The organism is Umezawaea beigongshangensis, assembly GCF_016464305.1.
Classification (GTDB): domain Bacteria; phylum Actinomycetota; class Actinomycetes; order Mycobacteriales; family Pseudonocardiaceae; genus Umezawaea_A; species Umezawaea_A beigongshangensis.
In genome coordinates, this window is the sequence record NZ_JAEIOJ010000001.1 from 770,819 (window position 1) to 788,324 (window position 17,506).

General features: G+C 73.2%; 13 protein-coding genes. 7 read left to right on the forward strand and 6 right to left on the reverse strand.

Going from position 1 to position 17,506, the window contains the following annotated elements:
- Positions 1–149: 149 nt before the first annotated feature.
- Positions 150–3,863, forward strand: coding sequence for a multifunctional oxoglutarate decarboxylase/oxoglutarate dehydrogenase thiamine pyrophosphate-binding subunit/dihydrolipoyllysine-residue succinyltransferase subunit (locus IMZ35_RS03600; RefSeq protein ID WP_199439381.1), 3,714 nt, complete (start codon positions 150–152; stop codon positions 3,861–3,863).
- Positions 3,864–3,937: 74 nt separating this feature from the next.
- Positions 3,938–4,114: a DUF6104 family protein gene (locus IMZ35_RS03605; RefSeq protein WP_199439382.1), complete on the forward strand. Its 177-nt coding sequence runs from the start codon at positions 3,938–3,940 to the stop codon at positions 4,112–4,114.
- 31 nt (positions 4,115–4,145) lie between these two features.
- Here IMZ35_RS03605 and IMZ35_RS03610 read toward each other — a convergent pair whose 3' ends face one another.
- Genes IMZ35_RS03610 through hutH form a run of 6 tightly spaced genes read right to left on the reverse strand, consistent with a single transcriptional unit; the run spans position 4,146 to position 11,984 of the window.
- Entirely contained in the window at positions 4,146–5,138 is a 993-nt protein-coding gene (locus tag IMZ35_RS03610; RefSeq protein WP_199439383.1) for an aldo/keto reductase, read from the reverse strand.
- A 53-nt stretch (positions 5,139–5,191) separates the two neighbouring features.
- The gene (hutI, locus tag IMZ35_RS03615) at positions 5,192–6,331 is read right to left on the reverse strand and encodes an imidazolonepropionase (protein WP_199439384.1); all 1,140 of its coding nucleotides are present in this window, start codon (positions 6,329–6,331) and stop codon (positions 5,192–5,194) included.
- A complete protein-coding gene (locus IMZ35_RS03620) occupies positions 6,328–7,605 on the reverse strand; it encodes a formimidoylglutamate deiminase (RefSeq protein WP_199439385.1) in 1,278 nt (425 codons plus the stop codon). Before IMZ35_RS03620 ends, hutI begins: the two co-directional genes overlap by 4 nt.
- Positions 7,602–8,783: an allantoate amidohydrolase gene (locus IMZ35_RS03625; protein ID WP_199439386.1), complete on the reverse strand. Its 1,182-nt coding sequence runs from the start codon at positions 8,781–8,783 to the stop codon at positions 7,602–7,604. The genes IMZ35_RS03620 and IMZ35_RS03625 overlap by 4 nt, the downstream gene beginning before the upstream one ends.
- Complete coding sequence (gene hutU / locus IMZ35_RS03630; RefSeq protein WP_199439387.1) at positions 8,776–10,467, reverse strand: urocanate hydratase; 1,692 nt, start codon at positions 10,465–10,467, stop codon at positions 8,776–8,778. The genes IMZ35_RS03625 and hutU overlap by 8 nt, the downstream gene beginning before the upstream one ends.
- Entirely contained in the window at positions 10,464–11,984 is a 1,521-nt protein-coding gene (gene hutH / locus IMZ35_RS03635; protein ID WP_199439388.1) for a histidine ammonia-lyase, read from the reverse strand. The genes hutU and hutH overlap by 4 nt, the downstream gene beginning before the upstream one ends.
- Before the next feature lie 437 nt (positions 11,985–12,421).
- Here hutH and IMZ35_RS03640 point away from each other — a divergent pair, with 437 nt between their 5' ends.
- The 5 genes from IMZ35_RS03640 to IMZ35_RS03660 are packed head-to-tail and all read left to right on the forward strand — an operon-like array spanning position 12,422 to position 17,488.
- A complete protein-coding gene (locus IMZ35_RS03640; RefSeq protein ID WP_229369289.1) occupies positions 12,422–14,317 on the forward strand; it encodes a phage tail sheath family protein in 1,896 nt (631 codons plus the stop codon).
- A 7-nt stretch (positions 14,318–14,324) separates the two neighbouring features.
- Positions 14,325–14,849 (forward strand): phage tail protein, encoded by a 525-nt coding sequence (locus tag IMZ35_RS03645; RefSeq protein ID WP_199439389.1) that lies wholly within the window; start codon positions 14,325–14,327, stop codon positions 14,847–14,849.
- Between the two features lie 2 nt (positions 14,850–14,851).
- Positions 14,852–15,577, forward strand: coding sequence for a hypothetical protein (locus tag IMZ35_RS03650; RefSeq protein ID WP_199439639.1), 726 nt, complete (start codon positions 14,852–14,854; stop codon positions 15,575–15,577).
- Positions 15,570–16,265, forward strand: coding sequence for a hypothetical protein (locus tag IMZ35_RS03655; RefSeq protein WP_199439390.1), 696 nt, complete (start codon positions 15,570–15,572; stop codon positions 16,263–16,265). Before IMZ35_RS03650 ends, IMZ35_RS03655 begins: the two co-directional genes overlap by 8 nt.
- The gene (locus IMZ35_RS03660) at positions 16,262–17,488 is read left to right on the forward strand and encodes a Pvc16 family protein (RefSeq protein WP_199439391.1); all 1,227 of its coding nucleotides are present in this window, start codon (positions 16,262–16,264) and stop codon (positions 17,486–17,488) included. Before IMZ35_RS03655 ends, IMZ35_RS03660 begins: the two co-directional genes overlap by 4 nt.
- Positions 17,489–17,506: the final 18 nt, after the last annotated feature.

A 17,506-nucleotide genomic window follows, 5' to 3' on the forward strand; every position in this document is an offset into this window, starting at 1 on the left:
CTGGTCCTGACACGACGTGTCATCGTGATCGATCCTGTGACGGAGCACTCGTTGCCGTGCGACTCCTCCGTGTGAAGTGCTGCTCCGAGGGGACTAGCCTTGCAGCGAGCCAACACAACTAGCGAGATGGATAGAGGCGAGCGCCAGCCGTGTCCAGCAGCAGTCCTGCGTCACAGTTCGGCCCCAACGAGTGGCTGGTCGAGGAGATGTACGAGCAGTTCCTCGCCGACCCGTCGTCCGTAGACCCGGCGTGGCACGACTTCTTCGCCGACTACAAGCCGGCGCAGCGATCGTCCGGGAACGGGGCTTCCGCCCCGGCCGCGACCGCCGCCGCCGCGACGACCTCCGCGGGCCAGTCATCGGACGACAACGGTTCGGCGACCTCCACGAAGACCACGACGGCCGAGAAGCCGCCCGCACCGAAGCAGGCGCCCGCGCCGGCACCGGTCGCGAAGCCCGCCGCGAAGCCCGCCGCGAAGCCCGCTCCCCAGCAGGCCGCCAAGGCAGCGCCCGTCAAGCCGGCCGCCGGTGCGGAGCGCAAGCAGCTCCGGGGCGCGGCCGCGGCCATCGCGAAGAACATGGAGCTCTCGCTCACGGTCCCGACCGCGACGAGCGTGCGCGCCGTGCCCGCGAAGCTGCTCGCCGACAACCGGATCGTGATCAACAACCACCTGAAGCGGACCAGGGGCGGGAAGGTCTCCTTCACCCACCTGATCGGCTACGCGGTGGTGCGCGCGCTCCAGGCGTACCCGAACATGAACCGGCACTACGCCGAGATCGACGGGAAGCCGCACGTCGTCACGCCCGAGCACGTCAACTTCGGCCTGGCGATCGACCTGCCCGGCAAGGACGGCTCGCGCTCGCTCGTCGTGGCGTCGGTCAAGGGCTGCGAGAACATGACGTTCACGCAGTTCTGGCAGGCCTACGAGGACCTGATCCGCAAGGCCCGCAGCGGCGCGCTGACCGCGGAGGACTTCTCCGGCACCACGATCTCGCTGACCAACCCCGGCACGATCGGCACGAACCACTCCGTGCCGAGGCTGACCGCGGGTCAGGGCACGATCGTGGGCGTCGGCGCGATGGAGTACCCCGCGCACTTCCAGGGGACCAGCGAGCAGGCCCTCACCGACATGGGCGTCAGCAAGATCATCACGCTGACCTCGACGTACGACCACCGCATCATCCAGGGTGCGGAGTCGGGCGAGTTCCTCAAGCGCGTCCACCAGCTCATGCTGGGCGAGGACGGCTTCTACGACGACATCTTCACGTCGCTGCGGCTGCCCTACGAGCCCATCCGCTGGGTCGCCGACATCGCCGAGGGCGCCGTCGACAAGGCCGCGCGCGTCATCGAGCTGATCGACGCCTACCGCACCCGCGGCCACCTGATGGCCGACACGGACCCGCTGAACTACCGCCAGCGCAAGCACCAGGACCTCGACGTCCTCTCGCACGGCCTGACGCTGTGGGACCTGGACCGGGAGTTCCCCGTCGGCGGCTTCGCCGCCGAGGACAAGATGACGCTGCGCGACATCCTCGGGGTGCTGCGCAACTCCTACTGCCGCACGGTCGGCGTCGAGTACATGCACATCCTGGAGCCGGAGGAGCGCCTCTGGATCCAGGAGCGCGTCGAGGTGCCGCACGAGAAGCCCCCGGCCACCGTGCAGAAGTACATCCTCTCCAAGCTCAACGCGGCCGAGGCGTTCGAGACGTTCCTGCAGACCAAGTACGTCGGGCAGAAGCGGTTCTCGCTGGAGGGCGGCGAGACCGTCATCCCGCTGCTGGACGCGGTGCTGGACAAGGCGGCCGAGCACGAGCTGGACGAGGTCGTCATCGGCATGCCGCACCGCGGCCGGCTGAACGTGCTCGCCAACATCGTCGGCAAGCCCATCTCGCAGATCTTCCGCGAGTTCGAGGGCAACCTCGACCCCGGTCAGGCGCACGGCTCCGGCGACGTGAAGTACCACCTCGGCGCCGAGGGCAAGTACTTCCGCATGTTCGGCGACGGTGAGACCAAGGTGTCGCTGACCGCGAACCCGTCCCACCTCGAAGCCGTCGACCCGGTCCTCGAGGGCATCGTCCGCGCCAAGCAGGACATCCTCGACAAGGGCGGCGAGGGCTTCTCCGTGCTGCCCGTCGCGATGCACGGCGACGCCGCGTTCGCCGGTCAGGGCGTGGTCGCCGAGACGCTGAACCTGGCGCTCGTCCGCGGCTACCGCACCGGCGGCACCGTGCACGTCGTGGTCAACAACCAGGTCGGCTTCACCACCGCCCCGGAGAACTCGCGCTCGTCGAAGTACTCCACCGACGTCGCGAAGATGATCGGTGCGCCGGTGTTCCACGTGAACGGCGACGACCCCGAGGCGTGCTACTGGGTCGCGAAGCTGGCCGTGGACTACCGGCAGGCGTTCAACAAGGACGTCGTGATCGACATGGTCTGCTACCGCCGCCGCGGTCACAACGAGGGCGACGACCCCTCGATGACGCAGCCCGCGATGTACGACGTGATCGACACCAAGCGCAGCGTCCGCAAGACCTACACCGAGTCGCTGATCGGCCGCGGCGACATCTCCGTCGAAGAGGCGGAGAAGGCTCTGCAGGACTTCTCCAGCCAGCTGGAGCACGTCTTCAACGAGGTGCGCGAGCTGGAGAAGCACCCCGCGAAGGCGAGCCCCTCGGTGGAGGCCGAGCAGCAGGTGCCCGCCAAGCTGCCGACCGGCGTGAGCCGCGAGGTGCTGGAGCGCATCGCCGACGCGCACGTCAACCTGCCGGAGGGCTTCACGCCGCACCCGCGCGTCAAGCCGGTGCTGGAGCGGCGCGCGAAGATGGCGCGCGAGGGCGGCATCGACTGGGCGTTCGCCGAGCTGCTCGCGTTCGGCTCGCTCACCGACGAGGGCCGGCTGGTCCGCCTGGCCGGTCAGGACTCGCGGCGCGGCACGTTCACGCAGCGCCACGCCGTGCTGATCGACCGCAAGACCGGTGCCGAGTACACGCCGATCCAGAACCTGTCCGACGACCAGGGCAAGTTCATGGTCTACGACTCGGTGCTGTCGGAGTTCGCGGCGCTGGGCTTCGAGTACGGCTACTCCGTGGCGAACCCGGACGCGCTCGTCCTCTGGGAGGCGCAGTTCGGCGACTTCGTCAACGGCGCGCAGCCCGTCATCGACGAGTTCATCTCGTCCGGCGAGGCGAAGTGGGGCCAGGTCTCCGACGTCGTGCTGCTGCTGCCGCACGGCCACGAGGGCCAGGGCCCGGACCACACGTCGGGTCGCATCGAGCGGTTCCTCCAGCTGTGCGCGGAGGGCTCGATGACGATCGCCGTGCCGTCGACCCCGGCGAACTACTTCCACCTGCTGCGCCGCCACGCCCTCGACGGCGTGAACCGGCCGCTGGTGGTCTTCACGCCGAAGTCGATGCTGCGCCTCAAGGCCGCCACCAGCCCGGTGGAGGACTTCACCGAGGAGCGGTTCAAGTCGGTCATCGACGACCCGAGCGGTGTCGACAAGTCGGCCGTGGAGAAGATCCTGCTGTGCAGCGGCAAGATCTACTACGAGCTGGCGGCCGAGCAGGCCAAGCGCGGCAAGAGCGACACGGCGGTCGTGCGCGTCGAGCAGCTCTACCCGGTGCCGAAGCGCAAGCTGCGCGAGGCCGTGGAGAGCTACCCGAACGCGACCGAGATCCGCTGGGTCCAGGAGGAGCCCGCCAACCAGGGCGCGTGGCCGTTCTACGGTCTGCACCTGAACGAGCTCCTGCCCGGCTACTCGATCCGCCGCGTGTCGCGCCGTCCGATGGCCGCGCCGTCGGCCGGGTCGTCGAAGGTGCACGAGGTCGAGCAGCGCGAGATCATCACCACCGCGTTCGAGTAGGTCCTCAGCAGCAGCACGAGCCGCCGGACCTCCCCGAGGTCCGGCGGCTCGTCCGTTTCTCCCGAGAGGTCAGCATGTACTTCACCGATCGCGGCATCGAGGAGCTGGAGCAGCGCCGGGGCGAGGAGGAGGTCACCCTCGCCTGGCTGGCCGACAAGCTCCGCTCGTTCGTCGACGCCAACCCCGAGTTCGAGACCCCGGTCGAACGGCTGGCCACCTACCTGGCTCGCGACGACGAGGACGACGAGTAGTCCCCGTCGTCGCGAGCGGCCCGCACCCGGACTACCAGGCGTAGGCCTCGGGGGCGGGCTTGCTGCCGTTCGGGCCGGGGGCCGGGAACAGCTCGTCCAGCCTCGCCAGCACCTCGGCGTCGAGCGTCAGCTCCGCCGCGCGCAGCGAGCCGTCGAGCTGGGCCGCGGTGCGCGGGCCGATGATCGGGGCGGTCACGCCGTCCTGGTGCAGCAGCCACGCCAGGCCGACGTTCGCCGGGTCCTCGCCGAGGTCGGCGCACAGCTTCTCGTACGCCTCGATCGCGTCGCGGTGCTTCTCCAGCAGGGCCGCCGAGCGCTCGTTCGCGCTGCGCGACGCGCCGCCCTCCCGCTGCTTGCGCAGCACGCCGCCGAGCAGGCCGCCCTGCAACGGCGACCACGGGATGACGCCCAGGCCGTAGTGCTTCGCGGCGGGCAGCACCTCCAGCTCGACCCAGCGCGTCATCAGGTTGTAGATCGACTGCTCGCTGACGAGGCCGACGAAGTGCCGGTTCCGCGCCGCCTCCTGGGCCTGCGCGATGTGCCAGCCTGCGAAGTTCGACGAGCCGAAGTAGATCACCTTGCCCTGCTGCCGCAGGACGCTGAACGCCTCCCAGATCTCGTCCCACGGCGTGTCCCGGTCGACGTGGTGCATCTGGTAGAGGTCGATGTGGTCGGTCTGCAGCCGCGTGAGGGACGCCTCGGCCGCGCGGCGGATGTTCAGCGCGGACAGCTTCTCGTCGTTGGGCCAGTCGCCCATGCTGCCGTACAGCTTGGTCGCGACGACCGTCTTCTCCCGGCGGCCCCCGCCGGAGGCGAACCATCGGCCGATGATCTGCTCGGTGACCCCCTCCCCCTTCTGCCAGCCGTAGACGTTCGCGGTGTCGAAGAAGTTGATGCCGTGCTCGTGGGCGCGGTCCATGATCGCGTGGCTGTCGGCCTCCGACGTCTCGGGACCGAAGTTCATCGTGCCGAGGCACAGGCTGGAGACGGACAACCCCGTCCGTCCGAGATTCGTGTACTCCATGCCCTCCAGCCTGCCCCCGTCGGCCCGAACCCACCACGTGAAGCTGCTCCAGGTCAGTGGACGCGGACGCCGCGGCGGAAGACCGCGCGGGTCAGGGGCACGCCGGGGCGGTAGGCCAGGTGGGTGGCCGAGGGCGCGTCCAGGACGTGCAGGTCCGCGCGGGCGCCGGGCCGGATCACGCCCACGTCGTCGCGGCGCAGCGCGAGCGCGCCGCCCAGCGTGGCCGCGCGCACGGCCTCCGGCACGGACATCCCCATCTGGAGCACGGCGGTGGCCACGACGAACGCCATCGACGACGTGTAGGACGAGCCGGGGTTGCAGTTGCTGGCCAGGGCGACGGTGACGCCCGCGTCGAGCAGGCGGCGGGCGTCCGGCAGCGGCTGGCGGGTCGACAGGTCGCACGCCGGGAGCAGGGTGGCCACGGTCCGCGAACCGGCCAGGGCGTCCACGTCGGCGGACGTGAGGTGGGTGCAGTGGTCGACGCTCGCCGCGCCCTCGGCGACCGCCAGCCGCACACCAGGGCCGGGGCCGAGCTGGTTTCCGTGCACGCGCAGGCCCAGGCCCTTCGCGGCGGCGGCGCGCAGCACCGCCCGCGACTGCTCCTCGTCGAAGGCGCCGGTCTCGCAGAACACGTCGGCCCAGCGCACGTGAGGTGCGACCGCGTCGAGCATCTCCCCGCGGACCAGGTCGACGTAGGCGTCCGGGTCGGTGCCGGGCGGCACGAGGTGGGCGCCGAGGAACGTCACCTCGTCGGCGACCCGAGCGGCGATGCGCGCCGAGCGGACCTCGTCGGCGGTGGTGAGGCCGTAGCCGGTCTTCGTCTCCAGGCACGTGGTGCCCTGCCGCGCGGCCTCGTCGGCGTGCCGGCGCAGCCCGGCGGCCAGCTCGTCGTCGGTGGCGGCCCTGGTCGCTTCGACGGTCACGGCGATGCCGCCCGCCTCGTACGGCCGTCCGGCCGTCCTGGCGGTGAACTCGGCCGTGCGGTCACCGGCGAACACCAGGTGGGTGTGGCTGTCGACCCAGCCGGGCAGCACGGCGCGGCCCTCGACGTCGACGCGGGTGTCGGCGGGCGGGGCGGCGGACGCGGGGCCCGCCCAGGCGACGTGCTCGCCGTCCAGCACCACGGCCGCGTCGGCCAGCGCGGGTCCGCTGTTGGTGGTCAGCTCGGCGATGCCGGTGATCAGCGTGCTCACGTCCACAGCTCCTCGATCGCGCGGGCCAGCAGGGGTCCGGGGTCGCCCAGCGTCGCGTGCGCGCCGCCGGACGCGATCACCCGGCCGCCGGTGACCACGGTGTCCACGTCGGCGGCCGTCGCGGTGAGGACCACCTGCTCGGGCAGCGACCCGGCGGTGCGGGCGGTGTCCAGGCGGACCGACACGAGGTCGCACGGGACGCCGGGGGCGATGCGGCCCGCGTCCCAGCCGAGGCAGGCGTGCCGGGTGAGCGCGGCCACCAGCTCCGCCGGGGCGAACCGGCCGCGACGCCCGGTGCGGAGGCGTTCGCCGTGCTCCAGGGCGCGGGCCTCCAGCAGGGGATCGGCCACCGCGTGCTGGTCGCTGCCCAGCGACAGCGGGCTGCCCGCGTCGGCGAGTTCGCGTGCCGGGCCGATGCCGTCGGCGAGGTCGGCCTCCGTGGTGGGGCAGAAGCAGACTCCGGTGCGGGTGGAGCCGAGCAGCGCGACGTCCCGCGCGGTCAGGTGGGTGGCGTGCACGGCGGTCGTGCGCGGGCCGAGCGCGCCCGCGGACTCCAGCAGTTCGGTGGGCGTGCGGCCGTACGCGGCACGGCAGGCCTCGTTCTCCGCGGGCTGCTCGGACAGGTGGACGTGCAGCGGACGCGCCGGGAACGCCGCCGCGACCTCCGCGAGCGCCGGGCGCGGCACGGCCCGCACCGAGTGGATCGCGGCGCCGACGCGGAAGCCGGGGCCGTCGCGGAGTTCGGCGACGCGCTGCGCCCACGCCTGCGCCGTGCCGTCGGAGAAGCGCTCCTGCACCGGCGACAGCGGTTCGTCGACGCCCCCGGCGAGGTAGCAGGTGTCGAGCAGGGTCAGCCGGACGCCCGCCTCGGCCGCCGCCTCGCGCAGGGCCTCGCCCATCTCGTTGGAGCGGTCGTGCAGGTAGTGGAACTCGCCGACGCAGGACACCCCGGCGACGGCCATCTCGGCGTACGCGGCCCGCGCGAGCCGCAGGTACGACTCGGGCGTCAGCCGGTCGGCCAGCGCGTACATCGCGGTGCGCCACGTCCAGAACGTGCCGCCGTCGCCGTGGGTGCGACCGCGCAGCGCCCGGTGGAAGGCGTGCGAGTGGGCGTTGGCGAACCCGGGCAGCACCAGGCCCGGCAGTCGCACGGCGTCCGGCGGGCGGACCCCGGCGCGCTCCACCGCCGTGATCACCCCGTCCGCCGCGCGCACCAGGACGCCGGACGCGACGCCGTCCGGCAGCCAGGCCCGCTCGCACCAGTACGCCGTCATCCCGCCAGGTGCTCCAGCGCGGTGGCGAGCGCCGCCACCCCGGCCTCGCAGTCGTCGGGCTCGGCGAACTCGGCCGGGGCGTGGCTGATCCCGGTGGGGTTGCGGACGAACAGCATCGCCGCGGGCACGTGCGCGGCGAGCACGCCCGCGTCGTGCCCGGCTCCGGTGGGCAGCGCGGGCACGCCGCCCAGCACCGCCGCCAGCTCGTCGCGCAGGCCGGGGTCGAAGTGGACGGTGTCGCCGTAGGACTCCTCGGTCACCGCGACCTCGCAGCCCTCGTCGGCCGCCGCGGCCCGCGCAGCGGCGGTGATCTCGTCCACGACGGCGCGGGTGCGCGGCGTGTCGGCCGCGCGGGCGTCGAGCCACACGTCCACCGACGAGGCGATGACGTTGGTGCCGCCGGGCGTGGGCACGATGCGGCCCACGGTGGCGCGGGCGCCGTCGCGGGCGGCCCGGCGCGCGGCCAGGACCAGCGCGGACGCCGGGACCATCGGGTCGCGCCGGTCCTCGACGGGGGTCGCGCCCGCGTGGTTGCCCTCGCCGGTGAACGTGAAGCGCCACCGGCCGTGGGCCAGGATCGAGCTGGCCACGCCCACCGGCACGGTCAGGCCGCGGCCCTGCTCCACGTGCAGCTCGACGAAGACGCCGACGGACGACAGGTCGGCCGGGCCGAGCCGCGCGGGGTCCAGCCCGGCCGCCGCGACGGCCTCGGCGAGGCTCGTGCCGCCGGGGTCGCGCAGGGCGCGGGCCGCGTCCGGGCTCAGCGAGCCGGTCGACAGCCGCGAGCCGAGGCAGGGCACGCCGAACCGGCCGCCCTCCTCCTCGGCGAACACGGCGATCGCGAACGGCCTGCGGGGCGTGAACCCCCGGTCGCGCAGCAGGTCGACGGCCCCGAGGGCGGACACCACGCCGAGCGGGCCGTCGAACGCGCCGCCACCGGGCACGGAGTCCAGGTGGCTGCCGGTGACCACGGCGTCCCGGCCGGGCGAACCCCACCAGGCCCACAGGGTGCCGTTGTGGTCGGTGGTCACGTCGAGCCCGCGCCGGGCGGCCTCCGCGCCGAACCACTCGCGCAGCTCCAGCTCGGCGGGGTCGAAGCCGTGCCGGGAGTAGCCGCCGCGCCGCCGGTCCGCGCCCACGGAGGCGATGTCGGCGAGCAGCCCCGTCGCGCTACTCACCGGAGGCCATCGGAACGTGCACGCCGCGCTCGTCCGCGACCTCGCGCGCCCGCCGGTAGCCCGCGTCGACGTGCCGCAGGACGCCCGTGCCGGGGTCGTTGGTGAGAACGCGCTCGATCTTGCGCGCCGCCAGTTCGGTGCCGTCGGCGACGGTCACCTGACCGGCGTGGATCGAACGGCCGATGCCGACGCCGCCGCCGTGGTGGATCGACACCCACGTGGCGCCGGACGCCGTGTTGACCAGTGCGTTGAGCAGCGGCCAGTCCGCGACGGCGTCCGAGCCGTCCGCCATCGCCTCGGTCTCGCGGTAGGGCGAGGCCACGGAGCCGCAGTCGAGGTGGTCGCGGCCGATGACGATCGGCGCGGACAGCTCGCCCGAGGCGACCATCTCGTTGAACCTCAGGCCCGCGAGGTGCCGCTCGCCGTAGCCGAGCCAGCAGATCCGCGCGGGCAGGCCCTGGAACTCCACCCGCTCGCGGGCCATCGTGATCCAGCGGCGCAGCCGCTCGTCGTCCGGGAACAGCTCCAGGACCGCCCGGTCGGTCGCGGCGATGTCGGCGGGGTCGCCGGACAGCGCGGCCCAGCGGAACGGCCCCCTGCCCTCGCAGAACAGCGGCCGGATGTAGGCGGGGACGAAGCCGGGGAAGTCGAACGCGCGGGCGTACCCGCCGAGCTGGGCCTCGCCGCGGATCGAGTTGCCGTAGTCGAACACCTCGGCGCCCCGGTCACCGAAACCGACCATCGCCTCCACGTGCCGCGCCATCGACTCGCGGGCGCGCTCGGTGAACTCCTCCGGCTTGCTCGCCGCGTAGTCGGCCCAGTCCTCCAGCGCCACGCCGACCGGCAGGTAGGCCAGCGGGTCGTGGGCGGAGGTCTGGTCGGTCACCACGTCCACCGCGACACCGCGCGCCAGCAGTTCCGGCAGCACCTCGGCGGCGTTGCCGACCACGCCGACCGACAGCGCCCGGCCCTCCGCCCTCGCTGCCTCCACGCGGCGGACCGCGTCGTCCAGGTCGTCGGCGACCTCGTCGAGGTAGCGGGTCTCCACGCGGCGGCGGGCACGCTCCGGGTCGGCCTCGACCACGAGGGCCACCCCCTCGTTCATGGTGACCGCGAGCGGTTGCGCGCCGCCCATGCCGCCGAGTCCGGCGGTCACGGTGAGCGTGCCGCGCAGGGTGCCGCCGAAGCGCTTGTCCGCCACGGCCGCGAACGTCTCGTAGGTGCCCTGGAGGATGCCCTGGGTGCCGATGTAGATCCACGACCCGGCGGTCATCTGGCCGTACATGGTGAGCCCGGCGGCCTCCAGGCGGCGGAACTCCGGCCAGTTCGCCCAGTCCGGCACGAGGTTGGAGTTCGCGATCAGCACGCGCGGCGCCCACTCGTGGGTCCGCAGCACGCCCACGGGACGCCCGGACTGCACGAGCAGCGTCTCGTCGTCGGCGAGGTCCGTCAGCTCGCGGCTGATGGCGTGGAAGCTCGGCCAGTCGCGGGCCGCCCTGCCGGTGCCGCCGTAGACGACGAGGTCCTCCGGGCGCTCGGCCACGTCGGGGTCGAGGTTGTTGTGCAGCATCCGCAGCGCGGCCTCGGTGGACCAGCTCCTGGCGGTGAGCGTCGCGCCGCGCGCCGCCCGGACCGGGGTGGCGCGGACCGGGGTGTCGCGGGCGGGGGTGTCGCTGCCTGTCATCGGGTGGCCTCCAGGATCGCTCCGGTGCGGACGAGTTTCTCGGCCGCCGCGATCTCCGGCGCGAGGTGGCGGTCTGGGCCCGGTCCGGCGACGTGCTCGCGCAGCAGCGCGACGACGGCCGCCGTGGCGGGGGCGGGCTTCAGCGGCGCGCGCAGGTCGAGCGCGCGGGCCGCGGTGAGCAGCTCGATCGACAGCACGGTCCGCAGGCCGTCGACGGACCTGCGCAGCTTGCGCGCGGCCGACCAGCCCATCGACACGTGGTCCTCCTGCATGGCCGAGCTGGGGATCGAGTCCACCGACGCGGGCACGGCCAGCCGCTTCAGCTCGGAGACGATCGCGGCCTGCGTGTACTGGGCGATCATGTGGCCGGAGTCCACGCCGGGGTCGTGCGCGAGGAACGGCGGCAGCCCGTGCGACCGCGCCACGTCGAGCATCCGGTCGGTGCGCCGCTCGGCCATGCTCGCCACGTCGGCGACCGGGATCGCCAGGAAGTCCAGCACGTGGGCCAGCGGCGCGCCGTGGAAGTTGCCGTTGGACTCCACGCGGCCGTCCGCCAGCACCACCGGGTTGTCCACGGCGGACGCCAGCTCGCGGTCCGCGACGGTCTCGGCGTGGGCGACGGTGTCGCGGGCCGCGCCGTGCACCTGCGGCGAGCAGCGCAGCGAGTAGGCGTCCTGCACGCGCGTGCAGTCGGGGCCGCGGTGGCTGGCCACGATCTCCGAGCCGGCCAGCAGCGCCGTCATGCGGGCCGCCGACACGGCCTGGCCGGGGTGCGGGCGCAGTGCCTGGAGATCGGCCGCGAACACCCGGTCGGTGCCGAGCAGCGCCTCCACGCTCATCGCCGCGGTGAGGTCGGCGAGGTCGAGCAGCTCCCGCAGGTCGGTGATGGCCAGCAGCAGCATCCCGAGCATGCCGTCGGTGCCGTTGATCAGCGCCAGCCCCTCCTTCTCGGCGAGCTGGACCGGTTCGATCCCCGCCGCGGCCAGCGCCTCGGCCGCGGGGAGGAGATCGCCGCCGGCGTCGCGCACCATCCCCTCGCCGATCAGCGCGAGGGCGGCGGCGGACAGCGGCGCGAGGTCGCCGGAGCAGCCCAGCGACCCGTGCTCGTGGACGACGGGCGTGATGCCCGCGTTGAGCACCGCCGCCATCGTCTCCACCGTGGACGGGCGGACCCCGGTGTGGCCGGTGGCGAGGGTGCGCAGGCGCAGCAGCACCAGGGCGCGCACGACCTCGCGCTCCACCTCGGGACCGGCGCCGGCGGCGTGCGAGCGGACGAGGGAGCGCTGGAGCGCGGCCCTGCGGTCCGGCGGGATGTGCCGCACCGCGAGCGCGCCGAACCCGGTCGACACGCCGTAGGTGGGCCGCTCCTCGGTGGCGAGCCGCTCGACGTGGGCGCGGGCCGCGGCGACCGCCTCGCGCGCGGCGGCGGTGATCTCGACCTTCGCGCCGTGGCGGGCGACGGCGTGCACGTCCTCGCGGGTCAGGGGCTTCTGGCCCAGTTCCACCGGTTGTCGCATGGGCCCATCTCAACGCCTGCGCGGCCTCCCGGCGACCCCGCGGAGGGCGACACCGTCTGGTATCCCAGACGGGCCGCGCCGGCGGCGGAGCGGTCCGGCGATCGGCCGGTGGCGGAGAAATTCCGCGTCGCGCAGATTTGTCGATGTTCGTCGAAGAACATGAACTGATCTCGCAACGGACATCTCGCTAACCCGTTCGGGTAAACATCACGACCGCCGTCGGACCAGATTCACCGGTTCGCTTGACGCGACAGCGCAGGAGCGCAAACATCAACACGGTCCACCGATTCGACCTCTTCGAACTCTTTGGCCGCGGTGGACACGGGGGAACGGCTCGCAAATCGGCTACCGCACCGTTCTGGCGCTGGGTACCGGTGTTCTTGGGTGACGCTCGCCCATTTCCAGCAGTGCACCGCGTCGAGGAACGTGGAGACGGAATGCCAGTGACACCCAGTTATCCGGGCGTGTACGTAGAAGAATTGCCCAGCAGTGTTCGCACCATCACCACCGTCTCGACCTCGGTCACCGCCTTCGTCGGACACACGGCGAAGGGGCCGGTGGACCAGGCCGTCACGATCACCAGCTTCGCCGACTTCGAGCGGCGGTTCGGCGGCCTCTCCGCCGGGAGCCCGCTCGGCCACTCGGTCCAGCAGTTCTTCCTCAACGGCGGCACGATCGCCGTCGTCGTGCGCGTCGTGGCGGGAGCGGTCGCCGCCTCGGTGCAGCTGAAGAACTCCTCCTCCGACCAGCAGAACCCGCCGGCGGCCGTGCTCGCGGTCAGCGCCAGGGAGCCCGGCGCCTGGGGCAACGGGCTGCGGGTCGCGGTCGACCACGCGACACCGACGCCCGACCGCACGTTCGCCCTGGAGGTCTTCGCCACCGGCGGACAGCCCCGCGAGCGCTTCACCGACCTGTCGATGGACCCCGCCGACCCGCGCTACGTCGTCGACGTCGTGAACTCCGGGTCGTCGCTGGTGAGCGTGGTCCACGTGGACCCGTCGAAGAAGAACCGGCCAGAGCCCACCGGCACCCTCTCCTCCGCGTTCGACGCCGACCTCCCGGAGGTCGAGGGCGTGCTGAAGGTGGGGTTCGCCGGGGACGACGCCGAGCACGAGATCGACGTGCCCGCGACGAAGGCGGGCTCGCTGGCGCAGCTCGCGCTGCTGGTGGAGAACGCGGTGCGGGCCGTGCCCGACCCGCCGGGCTCCCGCGCGTTCAGCTCCACGCGCGTCCGGGTCGCCGGGAAGCGCCTGCAGGTGGTCTCCGGCGCGGAGGACCCCGGCCGCGTCCTCGTGCTGGGCGGTCCGGTGGGCACCGCCCTGGGCTTCGGCGCCTCCTCCAACGTCACGGCCTACGCCCTCGGCGCGACCGAGGACTCCGGGTCGCAGGGCGCTGGCCAGGCCGGGGCGGACGGCACCGCGCCGGGCCCCGTCGACCTCATCGGCAACGAGGTCCGCAAGACCGGGCTGAACGCGCTGCGCGCCGTCGAGGACGTCAACCTGCTGGTCCTGCCCGAGGTCTGCGCCTTCCCCGACGACGAGAACCTGGACAAGGCGGTCGCGGTGCTGGCCGCCGCGACCAGGCTGTGCCAGGACAAGCGGATGTTCCTGATCGTGGACAGCCCCGCCTCCTGGACCACGATCGACGACGCCAGGGGCGAGCTGGCGAAGCTGGAGTCGATCCGCAGCAGCCACTCCGCGCTGTACTTCCCGCACCAGGAGCTGTTCGACCCGGTCAGCGGCCGGTTGCGGGCGTTCCCGCCGTCCGGCGCGGTCGCCGGGATCATGGCGCGCACCGACAGCGAGCGCGGGGTGTGGAAGGCGCCGGCCGGCACCGAGTCCCGGCTGAGCGGCACGCGGGCGCTGACCGTGCCGATGACCGACCCGGAGAACGGCCTGCTCAACCCGCTCGGCGTGAACTGCCTGCGCTCGTTCCCGGTGATCGGCCCGGTCGTGTGGGGCGCGCGCACGCTGGAGGGCGCCGACGCGCTGGCCTCGCAGTGGAAGTACGTGCCGGTGCGCCGGCTGGCCCTGATGATCGAGGAGAGCCTGTACCGCGGGACGAAGTGGGTGGTCTTCGAGCCCAACGACGAGCCGCTGTGGGCGCAGATCCGGCTCAACGTGGGCGCGTTCATGCACTCGTTGTTCGAGCGAGGCGCATTCCAGGGCGTCTCGTCGCGCGACGCCTACTTCGTGAAGTGCGACAAGGACACCACCACGCAGAACGACGTCAACAGCGGCGTCGTGAACGTTCTCGTGGGATTCGCTCCGCTGAAACCCGCAGAATTCGTGATCATCAAGATCGAACAACTCGCCGGGCAGATCGAGGTGTGAGGAATTCATGGCCGAGTTCACCGTGAACCCGCAGCGGTTCGATCCGTACAAGAACTTCAAGTTCCTGGTCCTGTGGGACGGCCGGACCGTCGCGGGGGTGTCCAAGATAAGTCCGCTGAAGCGGACGACCGAGGTCGTGAAGCACCGCGACGGCGGCGCGGCCAGTTCTCCGCGCAAGTCGGCGGGCCGCACCGAGTTCGAGGCGATCACCCTGGAGCGGGGCGTCACGCACGACCCGGAGTTCGACCGGTGGGCCAACAAGGTCTGGACGGTCGGGCAGGGCAGGGGCTCCGAGTCGTCGCTGCGCGACTTCCGCAAGGACGTCGTGATCCAGGTCCTCAACGAGGCCGGGCAGGTCGCCGTCGCCTACAAGGTCTACCGGGCGTGGGTCGCCGAGTACCAGATCCTCGGCGAGCTGGACGCGAACGCCAACGCCGTCGCGATCCAGAGCCTGAAGCTGGAGAACGAGGGCTGGGAGCGGGACTACGAGGTCGCCGAGCCCGAAGAGCCGTCCATCCAGTACCCGGCGTGACGATGCGGTCGGCGACCGAGTTGCTGGCCACCTGGGAGTCGGGCCTCGCGGCCGGAGCCGTGCACCGCGCCGTGCTGCTGCACGCCCTCGTCCGCGGCGGCACGACCGGTGAACTGCTCGACGTCCCCGTGGGCCGGCGCGACCGGGACCTGTTCGCGCTGCGCCGGGCGCTGTTCGGCGAGCGGCTCACCGGCCGGGTGACGTGCCCGCACTGCGAGACCGAGCAGGAGTTCGACTTCGACGTGACCGCCGTGCTGCGCGGCGGTGAGGACGGCGGGAGCGGGGAGGTGGCCGTGGACGTGCGGGGGTGGAGCGTCCGACTGCGCCTGCCGACCTCCGCCGACCTGCTCGCGGTCGCGTCGGCGGGACCGGAGGGGGCCAAGCGGGCGCTGCTCGCGCGGTGCGTGGTCTCCGCGCGGCGGCGGGGCGTGGACGTGCCCGGCGACCGGCTGCCGCCGGAGGTGCTGGCGGGGGTCGCGCGGAGCGCGGCCGACGCGGACCCGGCCTCGGACGTCTGCCTGACGATGCCGTGCGTGGAGTGCGGGCGTCCCACCAGGGCGGTCGTGGACATCCCCTCGTTCCTGTGGGCGGAACTGGACGCGTGGGCACGCCGGACGCTGCTCGACGTGCACCTGCTGGCGTCCTCCTACGGCTGGAGCGAGCCGGACGTGCTCGCGCTGAGCCCCACGCGCCGCCGGCACTACCTGGAACTGGTGGGGCATGGCTGACTTCGGCACGGCTGACTTCTTCGACCGGTTGCTGGCGCGGAGCGTGCCCGGCTGCCCCGCGCCCGCCGGTGAGTCGGCCGTCGTGCCGCGGCTGCCGCAGCTGTTCGAGCACCACCGGGCGGACGCCGAGCAGGACGAGCTCACCACCGTCGAGACCGGTCCCGCGGCGCGGCCGTCGCCGGTGCCCGTCCCCGACCACCGGGCTCCGGCCACCCCGGTGACCGGCGAGGCACCGGACGTCGCCGACCCCGGTCCCCCCGGGGTCACGAGGCACGAGGTGCACACGGTCGAGCGGGACGCGGCCCCGGCCCTCGCACCCCGCGCGACGCCGCCCGCCCCGACCGCCCCGCGCGCGCCGGACCGGCCCGCGCGACCGGGTGAGCGGTCCACCACGAGGGTCGAGGTGCACGAGCGGGAGCGGGTGGCCGAACTGGTGCCGCACGACAGCGCACCCGCGCGCGTTCCCGGCGCCTCCCCCGCTCCCGCCGAACCGCGCCGCGCCTCCGCGGCCACCGCGCGCCGCGCGGCGCAGGCCCCGCCGGAGCACGTCGTGCAGGTCACCATCGGCCGCGTCGAGGTCGTGGCGCAGCGGCCGGAGCGCGACCCCTCCCCCCGGCCGAGGCCGTCGCGACCCGAACCGGCGCTCGACCTGGAGCGCTACCTGGCCCGCGAGGACGGTCGCCGATGAGCAACTTCCTCGCCGTGGCCACGGTCACCGAAGCGCTGCGCGCGGTCGTCGGCCGTGCGGTCGCCGACGTCCAGCTCGGCACGAACGTCGTGACCGGCAAGCCTCCGTCGGACCCGCCGCAGCAGGACCCCACCGTCACGATCTTCCTGTACCAGGTGGTGCCCAACGCGGCGCTGCGCAACCGGGACGCGGTCACCAGGGGCCCGGACGGCACCGTGCTCAAGACGCCGCAGCTCGCCCTCGACCTGCACTACCTGATCAGCTTCTACGGCAACGAGACCGAGCTGGTGCCGCAGCGGCTGCTCGGCGCGACCACCAGGACCCTGCACGAGGAGCCGACGCTGTCGCGGGCGGACGTCGAGGCCGCCGCCGCGCGGCAGCACCTGCTCGGCTCCGACCTGGCGGCCTCGCCGCAGGCCGTGCGGTTCACCCCGCTGTCGCTGGACCTCGACGACCTGTCGAAGCTGTGGTCGACGATGGTGCAGACCCCCTACGCGCTGTCGGTGGTCTACCAGGCGACGGCCGTGCTGCTCGACGGCAAGTCCGTTCCCGCGACCGGCACACCGGTGCTGCGGCGCCGGATCGCGGTCGAGGCGTCCACCCGGCCCGTCGTCGAGTCGGTGCTCTCGCTCGCGGCGGACGCCGAGCCCGGCACCGCGCCCGACGACGGCCCGATCACCTCCGACCGGCGGCTCGCGGTGCTCGGTTCCGACCTGGGACGGCGAGGGCTCAGCGCGGTCGTCGGCGGCGTCCCGGCCGACGTGCTGCGCGCGCGGGACGACCTGGTCGTGCTCGCGCAGCCGCCGGGCCTGCCGCCGGGCACGCACCCGGTGCAGCTGCGCTACGACGTGCGGTTCGGCGATCCCGCCGCGGACCGGCCGTGGCTGGAGTCCAACACCGCGCCGTACGTGCGGCGGCCGGGGGTGGTGGCCGCGACCCGGACCGGTTCCGACGTGCTGGTCCGGCTGGACGTCCCCGCCGGGGTGGACCAGCGGGTGGAGCTGCTGCTCGACGAGCGCGCACCGGCCGGCACGCCGCGCGGCTTCCGGTTCACCGCGCCGTTCCCGCTCGCGGCGGGACCGGAGCCGGTGGAGGAGTTCACCGTGCCGACGGCCGGGGTGCTGGCCGGGACCTACCTGGTGCGGGTGCGGGTCGACGGTGCCGAGAGCCCGCTGCACGTCGAGGACGGCGCGTTCAGCGGTCCGGCGATCGACTTCGACTGAGAGCTGATCGGGGGGAGG

Bases quoted from the DNA above. Each gene is read 5' to 3' on its own strand.
- IMZ35_RS03605 (WP_199439382.1), top strand. From the start codon at position 3,938: ATGTACTTCACCGATCGCGGCATCGAGGAGCTGGAGCAGCGCCGGGGC.
- IMZ35_RS03610 (WP_199439383.1), bottom strand. From the start codon at position 5,138: ATGGAGTACACGAATCTCGGACGGACGGGGTTGTCCGTCTCCAGCCTG.
- IMZ35_RS03620 (WP_199439385.1), bottom strand. From the start codon at position 7,605: ATGACGGCGTACTGGTGCGAGCGGGCCTGGCTGCCGGACGGCGTCGCG.
- hutU (WP_199439387.1), bottom strand. From the start codon at position 10,467: ATGACAGGCAGCGACACCCCCGCCCGCGACACCCCGGTCCGCGCCACC.
- hutH (WP_199439388.1), bottom strand. From the start codon at position 11,984: ATGCGACAACCGGTGGAACTGGGCCAGAAGCCCCTGACCCGCGAGGAC.
- IMZ35_RS03640 (WP_229369289.1), top strand. From the start codon at position 12,422: ATGCCAGTGACACCCAGTTATCCGGGCGTGTACGTAGAAGAATTGCCC.
- IMZ35_RS03645 (WP_199439389.1), top strand. From the start codon at position 14,325: ATGGCCGAGTTCACCGTGAACCCGCAGCGGTTCGATCCGTACAAGAAC.
- IMZ35_RS03650 (WP_199439639.1), top strand. From the start codon at position 14,852: ATGCGGTCGGCGACCGAGTTGCTGGCCACCTGGGAGTCGGGCCTCGCG.
- IMZ35_RS03655 (WP_199439390.1), top strand. From the start codon at position 15,570: ATGGCTGACTTCGGCACGGCTGACTTCTTCGACCGGTTGCTGGCGCGG.
- IMZ35_RS03660 (WP_199439391.1), top strand. From the start codon at position 16,262: ATGAGCAACTTCCTCGCCGTGGCCACGGTCACCGAAGCGCTGCGCGCG.